This window comes from Polynucleobacter arcticus (assembly GCF_013307205.1).
GTDB lineage: Bacteria > Pseudomonadota > Gammaproteobacteria > Burkholderiales > Burkholderiaceae > Polynucleobacter > Polynucleobacter arcticus.
This window is the reverse complement of the sequence record NZ_CP028940.1, coordinates 2019480-2034868: the sequence shown is the minus strand read 5'-3', so window position 1 is coordinate 2034868 and position 15389 is coordinate 2019480. Positions and strand designations below refer to the sequence as shown.

Here is a 15389-nt window from a genome sequence, read left to right as displayed (position 1 = left end):
GAGAAAACAGAGATGAGCGCAATCGATCCTAAGCAGGCCGAACAAGAAGAGTTGGTGGCAGAGTGGTTGCGTGCAACCCCAGGATTTTTTGAGCGTTACGCCAATCTCTTAAATGAAATTCGTTTAAAGCATCCGCATGAAGATCGTGCAATTTCATTACAAGAGCGCCAGATGACTTTATTGCGCACTCAGAATCAGGAACTCAATCGCCGTTTGAGTGAGATGCTGCACTTTGGTAGCCGTAACGACAAAACTCAGCAAAGCTTGGTGGCCTGGTTGTTGTGCTTGATGGGTGCCAATAGCAAGGCGGATGTGGAGTCCGCAGTGACAGCAGGTTTGGCAGAGGTATTTGAGGTTGAGTCGGCACAGATTCTTTCTCCGAATGCTGCATTTGGCCCCTGGATCGATACGCCTTTGTGTGGCTCCGCAAAGGAGTTGGCTGCTGCCAGCGTAGATTTATTAGCCACCCAAGTGACTATCGATCCCGAGTGGCAAAGCATGGTGGCCATTGGACTGCCCCTAGGTAAAAGTATTGCTGCCGTTCAGTCACCAGCAGTATTGTTGTTGGCCAGCAAAGATGAGACCCGCTTTACTGCTGACATGGGTGCCTTTTATTTACGTCAGATTGCCGAACTCACCGCAGCCGCTTTGGATCGTATCCAGGCTTATGAGCCAAGCCCTACCTGAGCTTCATCCCCTCGTAAAAGAGTATTTGCATGAGCTGCATGTATTAAGGCAGCTCTCGCCCCATACGCTCAAAGCGTATCGCATGGATCTGACTGGGCTCCAAACATTTGCTGCAGATGATGCTATTGAATTACTGAGGGTGAGCAATGCCCACGTCCGTCGTTGGGCTGGGCGTCTGCACTCCCAAGGAAAATCGTCTCGTACCATTGGAAGGGCGCTTTCTGCTTGGCGAGGTTGGTATGACTGGTTGACTGAGAAAGATGCCCGTCGTGATGCGCAGGCTGGACGAGCTACTGCAAATCTGCTTGCTAACCCAGTCGATGATGTGAAGGCGCCAAAACGCTTAAAGTCTTTGCCTAAAGCACTTTCGGTTGAACAAGCCCTATCTTTAGTAAATCAAGCCGTCAAAGAAGCGGAAGAAAAAAAAGATTTAGAAACCGTTCGCGATGCCGCCATTATTGACTTGCTGTATTCCTCTGGACTGCGTTTATCGGAGCTCCTGGGTATTGATGTGATGCCAAGCAAAGATCGTCAGCATGAATCTGCTGGCTGGCTGGATTGGGATGCTGCCGAAGTTACGGTTTTGGGTAAGGGCGGCAAACGTCGCTCAGTTCCCATTGGTGGCCCCGCCATGAAATCCCTGAAAGCCTGGCGCGAATTACGAGACCAGGCTGAGTTAGCCCAGGACTCCATCGCCTTATTTATCTCGGCTACGGGCGCGCGCTTATCTCCCCGCACCGTGCAGGCGCGCTTACGTACCTTAGCGATGCGCGCCGGCCTGCCAACCCATGTGCACCCGCATATGATGCGCCACAGCTTTGCTAGCCATGTTTTGCAGTCCTCCCAAGACCTTCGTGCCGTTCAGGAGATGCTGGGGCATGCCAGCATAGCTAGCACGCAAATTTACACTTCCTTAGATTTTCAGCACCTAGCGCAGGCCTACGATAAAGCCCATCCTCGTGCAAAGGCTGGCAAAGGCTGAGGAACTCGGTAAGATGTGATGTTTCCCGTTTGGGAAATGTACTGATAGATTTTGATAGGATCAATGATGGCGTTAATTCCGGTAACAATTCTCACGGGCTTTTTGGGTAGCGGCAAAACCACCCTGCTCAAACATATCCTGACAGAGCAGCATGGTAAAAAAATTGCCGTTATTGAGAATGAGTTCGGCGAAGAGAATATCGACAACGACATCCTGGTTCAAGATAACCAAGAAAATATTGTGCAAATGAGCAATGGCTGCATCTGTTGCACGATTCGCGGCGACTTAGTCGAGGCATTGAATGCGCTTTGGGAGCAGCGCAAAGATAAAAAGATTAGCTTTGAGCGCGTAGTAATTGAGACAACCGGCGTAGCTAATCCAGGCCCTGTGGCCCAAACCTTCTTTATGGACGATGATGTTGCCGACCATTATGTCTTGGATGCAGTGGTTACTCTCGTAGATGCCAAGCATGGTCCACAACAGTTAAATGAGCACGAAGAGGCCCAGCGCCAGGTTGGCTTTGCGGATCAAATCTTCATCACTAAGACCGATTTAGTAACACCTGCCGAGGTGGATGCCTTGCGCAATCGCTTGATGCATATGAATCCCCGTGCGCCGATTCAGGGGATTTCTAAAGGGGTGGTACCTCTGGATGCTGTTTTAGATCTCAAGGGCTTCAATTTGAATGCCAAGCTGGACATTGACCCCCACTTTTTAGGGCAAGAGGACCACGACCATGCCAATTGTGGTCACGACCACAGTCACGACCATCATGATCACAATAACTGTGGGCATGATCACAGCCATGATCACCACGACCATGCTGGCCATACGGACCGCATTCAATCCTTCGTTTTTCGTAGTGATAAACCCTTTGATCATAAAAAATTAGAGGACTTCCTGGGGGGCATTTTGGAGGTCTTTGGGGAGAAGATGTTGCGTTACAAAGGCGTCCTCTATGTGAAGGGCAGCAACCGAAAAGTCGTGTTCCAGGGCGTTCATCAGATGATGGGGAGCGATATGGCTGGTTTGTGGGGTGCGGAACCCAAGCAAACCCGCATGGTCTTTATCGGGATAGATTTGCCCAAAGACACCCTACTAGCTGGGCTTGAGGGCTGTTTAGCCTAGGAAATCTACAGTACAATCCGGCGCCACGGTCAATATTGATAAATATTGACAAAAGGGTAGTAAAACTTTGGCAGAATGAAGCAATAATGGTTCTAATCCATGGAAAGAATGAAATGACGGTAAAAACACCAACGAAAACTACGGCTACAGCAAAAACTAGTAGCAAAGCTGTAAAGGGTGCACCTTTAACAGAGGCTGAATTACTCAAGATGTCCGAAAAGGACTATATGAATGCAGCCCAGTTAGATTTTTTCCGTCAAAAACTCTTGACCTTAAAAAATGACATTTTGAAGAATGCTTCACAGACCACAGAGCATCTTCGCGAAAATATTTTGGTTCCCGATCCAGCTGACCGTGCCACGATTGAAGAGGAGCACGCTCTTGAGTTGCGCACCCGAGACCGTGAACGTAAGCTATTGAAAAAAGTAGAGCAGGCTCTAGCCCGGATTGAGTCCGGTGATTACGGCTGGTGTGAAGAAACTGGCGAACCGATTGGCCTCAACCGTTTAATTGCTCGCCCTACTGCCAACCTCTCTCTCGAGGCTCAAGAGCGTCGTGAACTCCGTCAAAAATTGTTTGGTGATTAATTTACTAAACCTAATACATCAGTAGCAATGACTAAGCAATCTCCATCTATTAGCGAAATCTCTCCTTTATTGAAGGCGGAGATTTTAGCCGAAGCATTACCTTACATTCGCGCGTATCACGGTAAAACCATCGTGATCAAATATGGCGGAAACGCTATGGTGGAAGAGCGGCTGAAGGAAAGTTTTGCGCGCGATGTCATCCTGCTCAAGCTCGTAGGTATGAATCCCGTAGTGGTTCATGGCGGCGGCCCGCAAATTGATGAGGCTTTGAAAAAGATTGGTAAGGCCGGTACCTTTATTCAAGGTATGCGCGTGACCGATGAAGAAACCATGGAAGTAGTGGAGTGGGTTCTCGGTGGCGAAGTGCAGCAAGATATTGTGATGTTGATCAACCACTTTGGTGGTCAAGCAGTAGGCTTGACAGGCAAAGATGGGGGCTTGATTCGCGCGAAGAAAATGTTGATTCCTGATCAAAAGCAGGCTGGTGCCATGATTGATCTAGGCTTTGTTGGCGAGATTGAGGCCATTAATCCTGCGGTAGTAAAAGCCCTGCAGGATGATGCTTTTATTCCCGTGATTTCCCCTATCGGATTTAGTGAAGAGGGTCAGGCTTACAACATCAACGCCGATTTAGTGGCAGGGAAGATGGCTGAAATCCTGCATGCAGAGAAATTAGTCATGATGACGAATATCCCGGGCGTGATGGATAAGAACGGCACACTCTTGACTGACCTCACTGCACGCGAGATTGATGGATTATTTGCTGACGGTACGATTTCTGGCGGGATGTTGCCAAAGATTTCTTCTGCCTTAGATGCGGCAAAGAGTGGCGTGAATTCAGTGCATATTATTGATGGGCGAATTGAGCACTCTTTATTGTTAGAGATTCTGACTGAGCAAGCATTTGGAACAATGATTCGCTCGCGTTAAGAGTCGAACAAGGGATATAACCATGCGCGATTCTTTAGACCCCAATCCATCAGAGATCGAAGCAACTGTTGCAGTTGAGGGTAAGACGCGTAAACGTCCCCGTCCAGGCGAGCGTCGCTTGCAGATTTTGCAAGTGCTCGCAGAGATGTTACAAAACCCAAAGGGTGAGCGTGTAACTACAGCGGCATTAGCAGCAAAAATTCAAGTTTCAGAAGCGGCACTCTACCGACACTTCGCCAGTAAGGCGCAGATGTTTGAAGGTCTGATTGCGTTTATTGAGCAGACTGTTTTTGGCCTGATTAATCAGATCAATCAAAAAGAAGAGTCTGGGCTCGCACAGGCACGCGGTATTTTGCAGATGCTATTATTTTTCGCCGAAAAGAATCCAGGCATGACCCGCGTACTGTTGGGCGATGCTTTGCTCCAAGAGGATGACCGCTTACAAGAGCGCATCACACAAGTGCTTGATCGAGTAGAGGCATCTTTAAAGCAGGCCTTGCGCATTGCCCAAACCCAAGGTGGGGCATGGGCCAATGTGTCTCAAGATGAAGTGAGTATTCGGGCGGCCATGTTGATGAGCTATGTTTTAGGACGCTGGCATCGTTTTGCTCGAAGCGGCTTCAAAAAGCTTCCAACCGAGGCATCCGATATTAGCCTTCGCATTCTTCTATCAGAATGAGCGAGCTACATCTCTCTAGAAATACCATCCATTTTGCCGAGCCCTTGCCTTTGCAAAGTGGCGCCATCTTATCTGGATACGACTTAGTCATTGAAACTTACGGCAAACTCAATGCCGATAAAAGTAATGCCGTATTGGTGTGTCATGCACTGAACGCATCACATCATGTAGCAGGCTCTAATCCGGACGATGCCAAAGATATTGGTTGGTGGGACAACATGATTGGGCCAGGCAAGCCAGTCGATACAGATCATTTCTTTGTCATTGGCGTCAATAATTTGGGCTCTTGTTTTGGATCCACTGGGCCAAAGAGTATTAATCCCGCTAGCGGTAAGCAGTACGGTGCAGATTTTCCTGTCATTACAGTGGAAGATTGGGTAAATACCCAGGCACGCCTAGCTGACAAGTTGGGTATTCGCCGTTTTGCTGCAGTGATGGGGGGAAGCTTGGGTGGCATGCAGGCATTGGCTTGGTCCATTCAGTTTCCAAAACGCTTGGCACATTGCTTGGTAATTGCATCCACCCCAAAACTGAGCGCTCAGAACATTGCGTTTAATGAAGTGGCACGTAATGCCATTTTGTCTGATCCGGATTTTCATGGTGGTAACTACTATGAGCATGGTGTAGTCCCTAAGCGTGGTCTGAGGTTGGCACGCATGGTAGGTCACATCACCTATCTATCTGATGATGACATGGCCGAAAAATTTGGACGCGAGCTACAAAGACCTAATGGAGAGCCTCAGGATTACCGCTTCAGTTTTGACGTGGAATTTGAGGTTGAAAGTTATTTACACCATCAAGGTGATAAGTTTTCTACTTACTTTGACGCCAATACGTATTTGCTCATTACCAGAGCGCTTGATTATTTTGATCCTTCCCGTCGATACGGGGGTAGTCTGAATCGCGCCCTTGCCGAAGTGCAAGCTAAATTCTTGGTGGTGAGTTTTTCTACCGACTGGCGTTTTCCGCCAAATCGCAGTCGTGAGATTGTGGAGTCTTTACTCAGTAATAAGAGTGAAGTGAGTTATGCCGAGATTGATGCACCACATGGTCATGATGCTTTTTTGTTGGATGACCCTCGTTATCACAATCTGATTCGTGCTTACTTTGAGCAAATGCTAGAGGTCCAATCATGATGCGCGCAGATTTCGCCGCAATAGCCAATTGGATCGCACCCAATAGCGAAGTGCTAGACCTTGGTTGTGGTGACGGTAGCTTTCTTGAGTATTTGCAAAAACAAAAACCCGTACATGCCTATGGTGTAGAGATTGATGATGCACGCGTATTGTCCTGCGTGCAAAAAGGTTTGAATGTCATTCAGCAAAACTTAGAGGGTGGTTTGGCGTTGTTTGAGAACAATAGTTTTGACACTGTTGTGCTGTCACAAACTTTACAAACGATTCATGAGACTGAAAAGATCTTGCGAGAAGTTGCACGAGTCGGCAAAGAGTCGATAGTGTCCTTTCCTAATTTTGCTCACTGGTCTCATCGCTTGTCAGTAGGTTTTGGACGGATGCCGGTCTCTAAAAGCCTGCCTTATCAGTGGTACAACACGCCCAATGTGCGCGTTCTGACAGTGGCTGATTTTGAAAAATTAGCATCAAGCCTAGGCCTCCAGATTTTGGATCAATGCATCTTGCATGAAGGCCGTCAGGTCACCTTAATGCCTAATCTTTTTGGAAGTCTGGCGCTATTCCGCGTTCGTCGTGCTTAGCACCGCCCAGTCCTGGCTAAGAGATTTTCGGGTTTATCTCGAGTGGCCTTGTTTGCGTATGCTCTTTTTAGGCTTCTCCGCAGGCCTGCCTCTACTGCTCATTCTAGGAACGCTCAGTTTTTGGCTAAGGGAGGCGGGCATTGATCGCAGCACCATTGGTTACCTCACCTGGGTTGGCTTAATCTATGCCTTTAAATGGATGTGGGCACCTTTAGTTGATCGACTTCCGATTCCCTTACTCACGAAGCTATTTGGTAGAAGACGTAGCTGGTTACTCTTTGCGCAATTACTCATCGTTTGTGGGTTGCTGGGTATGGCCAGCATTGATCCTCAGGCTCAGCTCACGCCGATTGTCTGGTGTGCCCTTTTGGTTGCCTTTGGCTCTGCAACGCAAGACATTGCTTTAGATGCTTTCCGTATTGAGTCTGCTGATAGCGATCATCAAGCCGCTTTGGCGGCTACTTATCAAACAGGTTATCGCTTGGCTTTGATTTGGTCGGGAGCGGGCGTTCTTTGGTTGGCAGCCCGTGCTGAGGCTGGTAGCGCTGGCTACGATGCAAGTGCTTGGCAGTTTGCCTACCTATGTATGGCGCTGTCGATTGGCGTCGGTGTGATCACTACTTTGTTTAGTAAAGAGCCGGTGCGTATCGAGCTATCGAAGGCACGCAATGCTAAAGCTTGGTTGCATCAAACTTTGATTGAGCCATTTGCTGATTTTATTAAACGCTATGGCTGGCACGCTATTCTGATTTTGTCCCTGATTGCAATTTATCGCATCAGCGATGTTGTCATGGGCATCATGGCCAATCCCTTTTATGTTGATATGGGTTACACCAAGGATGAGGTGGCTGCTGTCAGTAAAGTATTTGGCGTAGTGATGACTCTTGTAGGTGCCTTTTTGGGTGGGGTATTCACTTTACGCTTTGGTGTCATGCGAATTTTGTTTCTTGGCGCGATCTTATCAGCCGTAAGTAACTTATTGTTTGCTTGGTTAGCCACTCAGGGCCATGACTTACATGGCTTGGTATGGGTCATTTCCGCAGATAACTTGAGCTCCGGAATTGCCACAGCTGCTTTCATCGCATTTTTGTCTTCGCTGACGAATATTCAGTACTCCGCTACGCAGTACGCACTGTTTAGCTCAATGATGTTGCTCTTACCGAAGTGGTTGGCTGGATTTTCAGGCGTTTTTGTCGATACTTTTGGATACCAACCCTTCTTTATTGCCACTGCCATTATTGGTGCGCCAGTGTTAATTCTGATCTGGCTGACCATTCGACTGAAGGTAGTCGAATTTAAAAAACACGACTCGCAGATTATTTAAGAGACCAGTCGTAATCTACAGTGAGTGGCGCATGATCTGAGAAGCGCTCATCTTTGTAGATGGCAGTATTCTTAGCGCTAGCTGCAATCCCTGGGGTAGTGATGTGATAGTCGATACGCCAGCCTACATTCTTTGCATAGGCTTGGCCGCGATTACTCCACCAGGTATAGCAGGTGTCAGAAGCTTCTGGTTCTAATTTTCGATAGACGTCTGCGTAACCTACCTTATCAAATAGATTGGTAAGCCAGGCGCGCTCCTCTGGTAAAAATCCCGAGTTTTTGAGATTGCCTTTCCAGTTCTTAAGATCAATCTCATGGTGGGCAATATTGACATCGCCACACAACACAATCTCTCGCCCAGATTTTTTCAGTTCTACTAGGTGAGGTAAGAATGAATCTAAATAGCGATATTTGGCTTCCTGCCTTTCAGGCGAGCTTGATCCAGAGGGCATGTATACGGAGATTACTGAAAGCTTTTTAAATCGAGCTTCAACATAGCGACCCTCAGCATCAAATTCTGCATTGCCATAGCCATAGAGCACCTCGTCAGGCTTGTGTGGCGTATAAATACCGCATCCGCTATAGCCTTTTTTCTCGGCATGATGAAAGAAGCCGTGCAGGCCATCGGGATTGAGAATGGCATCCTCGAGGTCATCTTGCTGAGCTTTGAGCTCCTGCATACAAACAAAGTCTGGATTTTGTTTGGCAACCCATGGCAGAAAGCCTTTTTTGACTGCAGAACGGATACCGTTGAGGTTGGCAGAAATGATGCGTAACATATAGGCCTATGAGCTCAAAAAATTCTAATCAAGATAACTTTATTCAATTTGCCCTGGAGGCAAATGTTTTGTCGTTTGGGGAGTTTAAAACTAAAGCGGGGCGACTTTCTCCTTATTTCTTTAATGCGGGGGGGTTCAATAATGGCGCCCTTTTAAGTGCCTTGGGTCGTTATTACGCTAAAGCCTTACAAGAATCTGGTATCGAGTACGACATGCTTTATGGCCCTGCATATAAAGGTATTACCTTGGCTGCTGCTACAGCCATTGCCCTAGCTGATGTCGGCCGCAATGTGCCTTACGCCTACAACCGCAAAGAGGCTAAAGATCACGGCGAAGGGGGCTCCTTAGTGGGCGCCCCAGTGAAAGGTAGGGTCGTCATTATTGATGATGTCATTTCTGCTGGAACATCTGTCAGAGAGTCTGTGAAATTGATTCGTGATGCGGGAGCAGAGCCTGCGGCGGTATTAATTGCGCTTGATCGCATGGAAAAGTCTGGCACTGCAACCGAAGTTGGCGACAAGTCAGCGGTGCAGGCAGTGGAGCAAGAATTTGGATTGCCGGTGGTGGCGATTGCCAGCTTGGTTGATGTGATGTCTTTCTTGACAGCCTCAAGCAATGCTGAGTTAACAACTTACCTGCCTGCCGTAAAAGCTTACCGCGAGAAATACGGCATTTAATTAAAAAGGCAGAGAAGGGGCTATAGAAGCCCCGCTGTTAAATAACTGTTTCGCCTTCAAATACGGTGATTGCCGGACCAGTCATGATGACGGGCTGAGCCACTTCATTGATCATGCCGCCCCAAGCGATTAGCAAATCGCCACCACGGGTATTGACCTTCACTGGTGAAGCTAGCAATCCACGGCGAATGCCTGAAACTACTGCGGCGCATGCGCCAGTTCCACAAGCCAGAGTCTCGCCAGCGCCACGCTCAAAGACGCGCAACTTGATTTGATGGCGATTCAGAATCTGCATATAGCCAGCATTCACTCTCTTTGGAAACACGGCATGTTTCTCGATTGACGGACCTTCTTCCAATACGGGCGCACTATCTACATCGCCGACTACTTGAACGGCGTGCGGATTACCCATGGAGACTACGCCTATCCAGCTATCGTGAGTCGCAGGAGTTGCAATGGGAAGTGCGTAGAGCATTTCATGAAACTCTTGCTTACTCGCTAAACCATTTGCATTAAAGGGAATATGGCTGTGTTCAAAAATAGGCGCCCCCATATCCACTTCCACTTGCCCATCCTCATTGGACTTGAGTGTGAGTACGGTATGCGCTACTTCAACGCGTAAAGGATTTTTTGTAGATAAGCCTTGGTCTAGTACAAAGCGTACAAAGCAGCGTGAGCCATTGCCGCATTGTTCAACTTCACCACCATCAGCATTAAAAATTCGATAACGAAAGTCTGCATCAGGGCGCGTGGCTTTTTCAACCAAGAGAATTTGATCTGCTCCAATACCCAATTGGCGATGGGCTAACTGTTGCCATTGCTCGCGAGTCACATTGCTGAGATCTTGGTCGATACCATTTAGCACAATGAAATCATTGCCAGCACCATGCATTTTGGTGAAGCGCAATTTGCGTTGAGAGTTGCTTACATTCGTGCTCAAAAGAATTCCAATTAGTTGTAAAGACTAGGCTCGCCAGGGGGTCGATGTTTGAAGCGTTTATGAACCCAATAGTACTCTGCTGGCCTTTCTCGGACAAGGTCTGCTGTGCATTTCTTCGGGCGCACAGTATCGGCTTTGTAAACTAATTACCCGGAGGTAATTCTGCTCCGCTAGGATGTTTATAGCGGTTGTATGCCCAGATGAACTGATTAGGTGCAACTAGGATTGCGTTCTCAATAGCAACGTTGAGTTCGGCAGCTGCCAGTGTGGAATCTTCAGAAAGTGGCCCTAGCCTCTTGGCTTGCATGAGCCAGCCTTTGCCAAGCCCTTTACGTTTGGCCGTAAACATCACAACCGGTGTGTTGTTGCGATTTGCGAGGCGAGCTGGTAGCGGGGTTGTATAAGCAGGGCGCCCAAAGAATGGCACCCAAACGCCTTCGCCACCACTTGGGACTTGATCTGGAAGAATGCCAATTGCTTCGCCGCGTGTGAGCGCCCGCGTCATTTGACGAACGCCATTGAGGTTGGTTGGTACAAAATGCATATTGGGATAGGCGCGCCCTTCCTCAACTACTTCATTAAGCCATTTTTGGCGTGATGGGCGATAGAGAATCGTTGCCGGAAAGTGCTGCGCCAAAACACGAGGAATGATTTCAAAGCCACCTAGGTGGGGTGTGAGCATCACCAAGCCATGACCTTCATTAATGGCTGCCTCAACTAAGTCCCAGTCTTGCACTTCCACTAGTTCTAGAGCTTTTTGTGGGTTACGCCAAATCCACAGGCTATCTGAGAAGAGTTGGCCCGAAGCTGCAGCCGCACTCCAGATTTGCCTGGGTAAATGATGCTCTTTAACAACGGCTTCGTATTGAGGACGAAAAAGCGATCGATATTGCTTGGAGCCCACATAGGCCAACACTCCCAGAGCAGCGCCAATTGTCTGAACCAGAAATAGGGGCAACACGGCAATGACATTGAGGGTTAGCTTGAGAAGTAGTTTGCGCACCTTCTAATGATATTCAATGCGGGCGGTAGGGCCAAATTTCTCCTACAGATTGATAAATAGGGCGTTTTTCAGATAGAATATCTATATCGCTGAGTTAAGGCAACTTGCAGGGCGATTCATAAATTCTGCTAAAGCGTCGCCGTTGTAGTTCCTGGCACGTCGAGTTGTCCCAAAGATCGTGTTAATTTTTTTAAGGAATATGCAATGGCAAATGATTACTTCTTTACCTCAGAATCCGTCTCTGAAGGTCATCCCGATAAAGTAGCAGACCAAATTTCTGATTCCATCTTGGATGCCATCTTGGCTCAAGATCCAACAGCACGTGTTGCTGCAGAAACTTTGTGCAATACCGGCTTAGTTGTTTTGGCTGGTGAAATCACTACCAATGCCAACGTCGATTACATCCAAGTCGCTCGCAATACTTTGCGTGAAATTGGTTACGACAATACTGACTACGGCATTGACTATAAAGGCTGTGCGGTATTGGTGGCCTATGACAAGCAAAGCCCTGATATCGCTCAGGGCGTAGATAAAGCGCATGATGACGGCCTAGACCAAGGTGCTGGTGACCAAGGTTTGATGTTTGGTTACGCTTGTGATGAGACTACAGAACTCATGCCTTTGCCGATCCATTTGTCACACCGTTTAGTAGAGCGTCAATCTCAACTTCGCCGTGATGGCCGTTTGAATTGGTTGCGCCCAGATGCAAAATCTCAGGTGACTTTACGTTACGTTGATGGCAAGCCAGATTCGATTGACACGGTTGTACTCTCTACACAACACGATGAAGATATTTCTCTCGAGAAATTACGCGAAGCCGTAATCGAAGAAATCATCAAGCCTGTATTGCCAAAGCATCTGATTAAAGGCGCAATTAACTTTTTGGTGAACCCAACTGGTCGCTTTGTCATCGGCGGCCCACAGGGTGATTGTGGTTTGACTGGTCGCAAGATCATTGTGGATACCTACGGCGGTGCAGCCCCTCACGGCGGTGGTGCGTTCTCCGGTAAAGATCCCTCTAAGGTTGACCGCTCTGCTGCCTACGCTGGTCGTTATGTAGCGAAGAACGTCGTTGCTGCTGGTTTAGCAAGCAAGTGCTTGATCCAGATCTCTTACGCTATTGGTGTAGCCAAGCCCACCTCAGTGATGGTGAGCACCTTTGGCACCGGCAAAATCTCTGACGAAAAGATTGCGCAATTGGTATCTGAGCACTTTGACTTACGTCCAAAAGGCATTGTGAAGATGTTGAACCTGTTGCGCCCGATTTATCGTAAGACTGCTGCTTATGGCCACTTTGGTCGTGAAGAGCCAGAATTTACTTGGGAGCAGTGCGACAAGGCACCTGCATTACGTGCTGCTGCTGGCCTGTAAGAGGCTTTCTGAGTAGTAAATAAGTAGTATGTTTGTGTATTGAGGCGAAATATGGCGAAATTGATTACAATTTCGCCATACCTTCAAGGAGCGTTGCAAGGAATGCTGAGAACCAGTGTTTCCCCAGGCTTGAAGGGAGTGGACTCCCAGGTAACCCCAGAGTTTGCTAATTGCAACCGCGCTCGCTAACCCATGATTCAATGGCTAGCGAGTTTCTACTCCAGCGTTGGATTGTATTTAGCTGGAGCATTCATGAATACCGTTTCCGATTTAAATAACTTTGTAGCAACCCGTTGCGCTATTGCCGATATTTCTTTGGCTGACTTTGGTCGTAAAGAAATCGCCATTGCAGAAACTGAAATGCCAGGCCTCATCGCAATTCGTGACGAGTTCTCAGCGCAGCAGCCATTGCGCGGTGCACGTATTACTGGTTCATTGCACATGACCATTCAAACTGCAGTATTGATCGAGACGCTGGAAGCGCTCGGCGCTCAAGTGCAGTGGGCTTCTTGCAACATTTTCTCTACCCAAGATCACGCTGCTGCAGCGATCGCTGCTAATGGCACGCCTGTGTTCGCAATCAAAGGTGAAACTCTTGAGCAGTATTGGGATTACACCCACCGTATTTTTGAATGGGCTGACGGTGGCTTTACTAATATGATTTTGGATGACGGTGGCGATGCCACTTTGTTATTACACCTCGGCGCCCGTGCTGAGAAAGATCAAGCCTGCTTAAATAACCCTAGCAGTGAAGAAGAAACCATTTTGTTTGCAGCCATTAAGAATAAATTGGCGCAAGATCCAACTTGGTATTCCACACGCTTAGAAAAAGTTAAAGGCGTTACCGAAGAAACCACTACTGGTGTTCATCGTTTGTATCAAATGTTTGCCAAGGGTGAATTGAAGTTCCCAGCAATTAACGTTAACGATTCTGTTACGAAGAGCAAATTTGATAATCTCTATGGTTGCCGAGAGTCTTTGGTTGATGCGATCAAGCGCGCCACCGATGTTATGGTTGCCGGTAAGGTTGCAGTGGTTTGCGGTTACGGCGATGTGGGTAAGGGTTCAGCGCAAGCATTGCGCGCTTTGTCTGCTCAGGTTTGGGTTACTGAGGTGGATCCAATTTGCGCACTACAAGCGGCAATGGAAGGCTACCGTGTAGTAACCATGGATTACGCTGCTGATAAAGCGGACATCTTTGTTTCTGCAACAGGTAACTACCATGTGATTACGCATGATCATATGATCAAGATGAAAAATCAAGCCATCGTTTGTAATATCGGCCACTTTGATAATGAGATTGATGTTGCTGGCATTGAAAAATACAAGTGGGAAGAAATTAAGCCACAAGTAGATCACGTAATTTTCCCAGCAGCCAATGGCAATCCCGAGAAGCGCATCATCATCTTGGCAAAAGGTCGCTTGGTCAACCTCGGTTGCGGTACAGGTCACCCATCTTATGTGATGAGCTCTTCATTTGCGAACCAAGTGATTGCACAGATCGAGTTATGGAATGCAGTTGGTACAGACAAGTACCCAGTCGGTGTTTACACCCTGCCTAAGCATTTGGATGAGAAGGTAGCGCGTTTGCAGTTGAAGACATTGAATGCGCAATTAACTGTACTGTCTGATCAGCAAGCCTCTTATATTGGTGTCACGAAGGAAGGCCCATACAAGACTGAGCACTATCGTTATTAATTTGCTTTTTGTTAGATATTGTTCAATAGAGAAATAGAGATACAGGCCCAAGACCATGGAATTAAGCGTTGAATTCTTCCCTCCAAAAACACCTGAAGGTGAGAATAAGTTACATCTCGTACGCGAGCGTTTTAGTGAAACGCTGAAGCCCGCTTTTTATTCTGTGACTTTTGGTGCCGGTGGCTCTACTCAATCTGGCACATTAAAGGTAGTGAGTGATATTCATGCTGCTGGTGCAGCGGTAGCTCCACACCTATCTTGTGTCGGCAGCTCACGTGAAAGCGTGCGCGAAATGCTGAAGCAATATCAAGCTTTAGGCGTTAAACGTATTGTGGCTTTGCGTGGCGACTTGCCATCTGGCATGGGTCAGTATGGCGAGTTCCATCACGCTAATGAATTAGTTGAATTTATTCGTGCAGAAACGGGCGATTGGTTTCATATTGATGTGGCCGCTTATCCGGAATGCCATCCTCAGGCTAAATCACCTGCAAGTGATATCCATTTCTTTGTCGAGAAGATGAAGGCTGGGGCTAATTCAGCAGTGACTCAGTATTTCTATAACAGCGATGCCTATTTTCGCTTTGTAGATGAGGCATATAACTTAGGTGTGACTCAACCCGTGATTGCCGGCATTATGCCGATTACCAACAGCACGCAGTTACTGCGTTTTTCAGATGCTTGTGGCGCAGAGATTCCACGCTGGATTCGTTTGCGTTTGCAGTCTTATGGTGATGACAGCGCTTCAATTCGGGCTTTTGGAGAACAAGTCGTGACTGATCTTTGTGACCAGCTTTTAGTCGCCGGTGCTCCCGGATTGCACTTCTACTCACTCAATCAGGCGGATGCTGTCTTGGCTATTGCTGATAATTTGAGTCTGAATAAGTAGGTCTG

Annotated in this window: 16 protein-coding genes, 1 pseudogene and 1 riboswitch; of the genes and pseudogenes, 13 read left to right on the top strand and 4 right to left on the bottom strand. The window is 47.7% G+C overall.

The genetic code is table 11. The features are described from left to right. Positions 1-12 precede the first annotated feature (12 nt). From DN92_RS10285 to DN92_RS10245, 9 genes are all read left to right on the top strand, one after another. Complete coding sequence (locus DN92_RS10285) at positions 13-687, top strand: DUF484 family protein (protein ID WP_173961149.1); 675 nt, start codon at positions 13-15, stop codon at positions 685-687. After that, positions 668-1669, top strand: a complete 1002-nt coding sequence (locus DN92_RS10280; RefSeq protein WP_173961148.1) for a tyrosine recombinase XerC — start codon at positions 668-670, stop codon at positions 1667-1669. Before DN92_RS10285 ends, DN92_RS10280 begins: the two co-directional genes overlap by 20 nt. A gap of 63 nt (positions 1670-1732) precedes the next feature. Next, on the top strand, positions 1733-2797 hold the full coding sequence (locus tag DN92_RS10275) for a CobW family GTP-binding protein (RefSeq protein WP_173961147.1): 1065 nt from the start codon (positions 1733-1735) through the stop codon (positions 2795-2797). A 209-nt stretch (positions 2798-3006) separates the two neighbouring features. Beyond that, the gene (dksA, locus tag DN92_RS10270; protein ID WP_173961331.1) at positions 3007-3384 is read left to right on the top strand and encodes an RNA polymerase-binding protein DksA; all 378 of its coding nucleotides are present in this window, start codon (positions 3007-3009) and stop codon (positions 3382-3384) included. Positions 3385-3411: 27 nt separating this feature from the next. Continuing rightward, positions 3412-4314, top strand: a complete 903-nt coding sequence (gene argB / locus DN92_RS10265; RefSeq protein WP_173961146.1) for an acetylglutamate kinase — start codon at positions 3412-3414, stop codon at positions 4312-4314. Positions 4315-4336: 22 nt separating this feature from the next. Beyond that, complete coding sequence (slmA, locus tag DN92_RS10260; protein WP_173961145.1) at positions 4337-4993, top strand: nucleoid occlusion factor SlmA; 657 nt, start codon at positions 4337-4339, stop codon at positions 4991-4993. Continuing rightward, entirely contained in the window at positions 4990-6129 is a 1140-nt protein-coding gene (gene metX, locus DN92_RS10255; RefSeq protein WP_173961144.1) for a homoserine O-succinyltransferase MetX, read from the top strand. The genes slmA and metX overlap by 4 nt, the downstream gene beginning before the upstream one ends. After that, positions 6126-6707 carry a methionine biosynthesis protein MetW gene (gene metW / locus DN92_RS10250; protein WP_173961143.1) on the top strand — a complete coding sequence of 194 codons (582 nt, stop codon included), beginning with the start codon at positions 6126-6128 and terminating at the stop codon, positions 6705-6707. The genes metX and metW overlap by 4 nt, the downstream gene beginning before the upstream one ends. Beyond that, positions 6700-8031 (top strand): AmpG family muropeptide MFS transporter, encoded by a 1332-nt coding sequence (locus DN92_RS10245; protein WP_302479686.1) that lies wholly within the window; start codon positions 6700-6702, stop codon positions 8029-8031. The genes metW and DN92_RS10245 overlap by 8 nt, the downstream gene beginning before the upstream one ends. On the opposite strand, the gene DN92_RS10240 is transcribed toward DN92_RS10245, so the two are convergent. Continuing rightward, on the bottom strand, positions 8024-8809 hold the full coding sequence (locus DN92_RS10240) for an exodeoxyribonuclease III (RefSeq protein WP_173961142.1): 786 nt from the start codon (positions 8807-8809) through the stop codon (positions 8024-8026). The genes DN92_RS10245 and DN92_RS10240 overlap by 8 nt on opposite strands. 8 nt (positions 8810-8817) lie before the next feature. On the opposite strand from DN92_RS10240, the gene pyrE reads away from it, so the two are divergent. Then, positions 8818-9486 (top strand): orotate phosphoribosyltransferase, encoded by a 669-nt coding sequence (gene pyrE / locus DN92_RS10235; protein ID WP_173961141.1) that lies wholly within the window; start codon positions 8818-8820, stop codon positions 9484-9486. 37 nt (positions 9487-9523) lie between these two features. Here pyrE and dapF read toward each other — a convergent pair whose 3' ends face one another. From dapF to DN92_RS10225, 3 genes and pseudogenes are all read right to left on the bottom strand, one after another. Continuing rightward, positions 9524-10378 carry a diaminopimelate epimerase gene (gene dapF, locus DN92_RS10230; RefSeq protein WP_217426116.1) on the bottom strand — a complete coding sequence of 285 codons (855 nt, stop codon included), beginning with the start codon at positions 10376-10378 and terminating at the stop codon, positions 9524-9526. Positions 10379-10437: 59 nt separating this feature from the next. Beyond that, positions 10438-10557: pseudogene (locus DN92_RS10760) on the bottom strand (LpxL/LpxP family acyltransferase); the annotation flags it as partial. Between the two features lie 11 nt (positions 10558-10568). Further along, the gene (locus DN92_RS10225) at positions 10569-11429 is read right to left on the bottom strand and encodes a lysophospholipid acyltransferase family protein (protein WP_173961139.1); all 861 of its coding nucleotides are present in this window, start codon (positions 11427-11429) and stop codon (positions 10569-10571) included. Between the two features lie 204 nt (positions 11430-11633). Here DN92_RS10225 and metK point away from each other — a divergent pair, with 204 nt between their 5' ends. The 3 genes from metK to metF all read left to right on the top strand — a co-directional run bounded on the left by metK (position 11634) and on the right by metF (position 15384). After that, a complete protein-coding gene (gene metK / locus DN92_RS10220) occupies positions 11634-12800 on the top strand; it encodes a methionine adenosyltransferase (RefSeq protein ID WP_173961138.1) in 1167 nt (388 codons plus the stop codon). Positions 12801-12879: 79 nt separating this feature from the next. Beyond that, positions 12880-12991, top strand: a riboswitch (S-adenosyl-L-homocysteine riboswitch). A 61-nt stretch (positions 12992-13052) separates the two neighbouring features. Further along, on the top strand, positions 13053-14498 hold the full coding sequence (ahcY, locus tag DN92_RS10215) for an adenosylhomocysteinase (protein WP_173961137.1): 1446 nt from the start codon (positions 13053-13055) through the stop codon (positions 14496-14498). Between the two features lie 55 nt (positions 14499-14553). Next, positions 14554-15384, top strand: coding sequence for a methylenetetrahydrofolate reductase [NAD(P)H] (gene metF, locus DN92_RS10210; protein WP_173961136.1), 831 nt, complete (start codon positions 14554-14556; stop codon positions 15382-15384). Positions 15385-15389 lie beyond the last annotated feature (5 nt).

Bases quoted from the DNA above. Each gene is read 5' to 3' on its own strand.
- DN92_RS10285 (WP_173961149.1), top strand. From the start codon at position 13: ATGAGCGCAATCGATCCTAAGCAGGCCGAACAAGAAGAGTTGGTGGCA.
- DN92_RS10280 (WP_173961148.1), top strand. From the start codon at position 668: ATGAGCCAAGCCCTACCTGAGCTTCATCCCCTCGTAAAAGAGTATTTG.
- DN92_RS10275 (WP_173961147.1), top strand. From the start codon at position 1,733: ATGATGGCGTTAATTCCGGTAACAATTCTCACGGGCTTTTTGGGTAGC.
- dksA (WP_173961331.1), top strand. From the start codon at position 3,007: ATGTCCGAAAAGGACTATATGAATGCAGCCCAGTTAGATTTTTTCCGT.
- argB (WP_173961146.1), top strand. From the start codon at position 3,412: ATGACTAAGCAATCTCCATCTATTAGCGAAATCTCTCCTTTATTGAAG.
- slmA (WP_173961145.1), top strand. From the start codon at position 4,337: ATGCGCGATTCTTTAGACCCCAATCCATCAGAGATCGAAGCAACTGTT.
- metX (WP_173961144.1), top strand. From the start codon at position 4,990: ATGAGCGAGCTACATCTCTCTAGAAATACCATCCATTTTGCCGAGCCC.
- metW (WP_173961143.1), top strand. From the start codon at position 6,126: ATGATGCGCGCAGATTTCGCCGCAATAGCCAATTGGATCGCACCCAAT.
- DN92_RS10240 (WP_173961142.1), bottom strand. From the start codon at position 8,809: ATGTTACGCATCATTTCTGCCAACCTCAACGGTATCCGTTCTGCAGTC.
- pyrE (WP_173961141.1), top strand. From the start codon at position 8,818: ATGAGCTCAAAAAATTCTAATCAAGATAACTTTATTCAATTTGCCCTG.
- dapF (WP_217426116.1), bottom strand. From the start codon at position 10,378: ATGCATGGTGCTGGCAATGATTTCATTGTGCTAAATGGTATCGACCAA.
- metK (WP_173961138.1), top strand. From the start codon at position 11,634: ATGGCAAATGATTACTTCTTTACCTCAGAATCCGTCTCTGAAGGTCAT.
- ahcY (WP_173961137.1), top strand. From the start codon at position 13,053: ATGAATACCGTTTCCGATTTAAATAACTTTGTAGCAACCCGTTGCGCT.
- metF (WP_173961136.1), top strand. From the start codon at position 14,554: ATGGAATTAAGCGTTGAATTCTTCCCTCCAAAAACACCTGAAGGTGAG.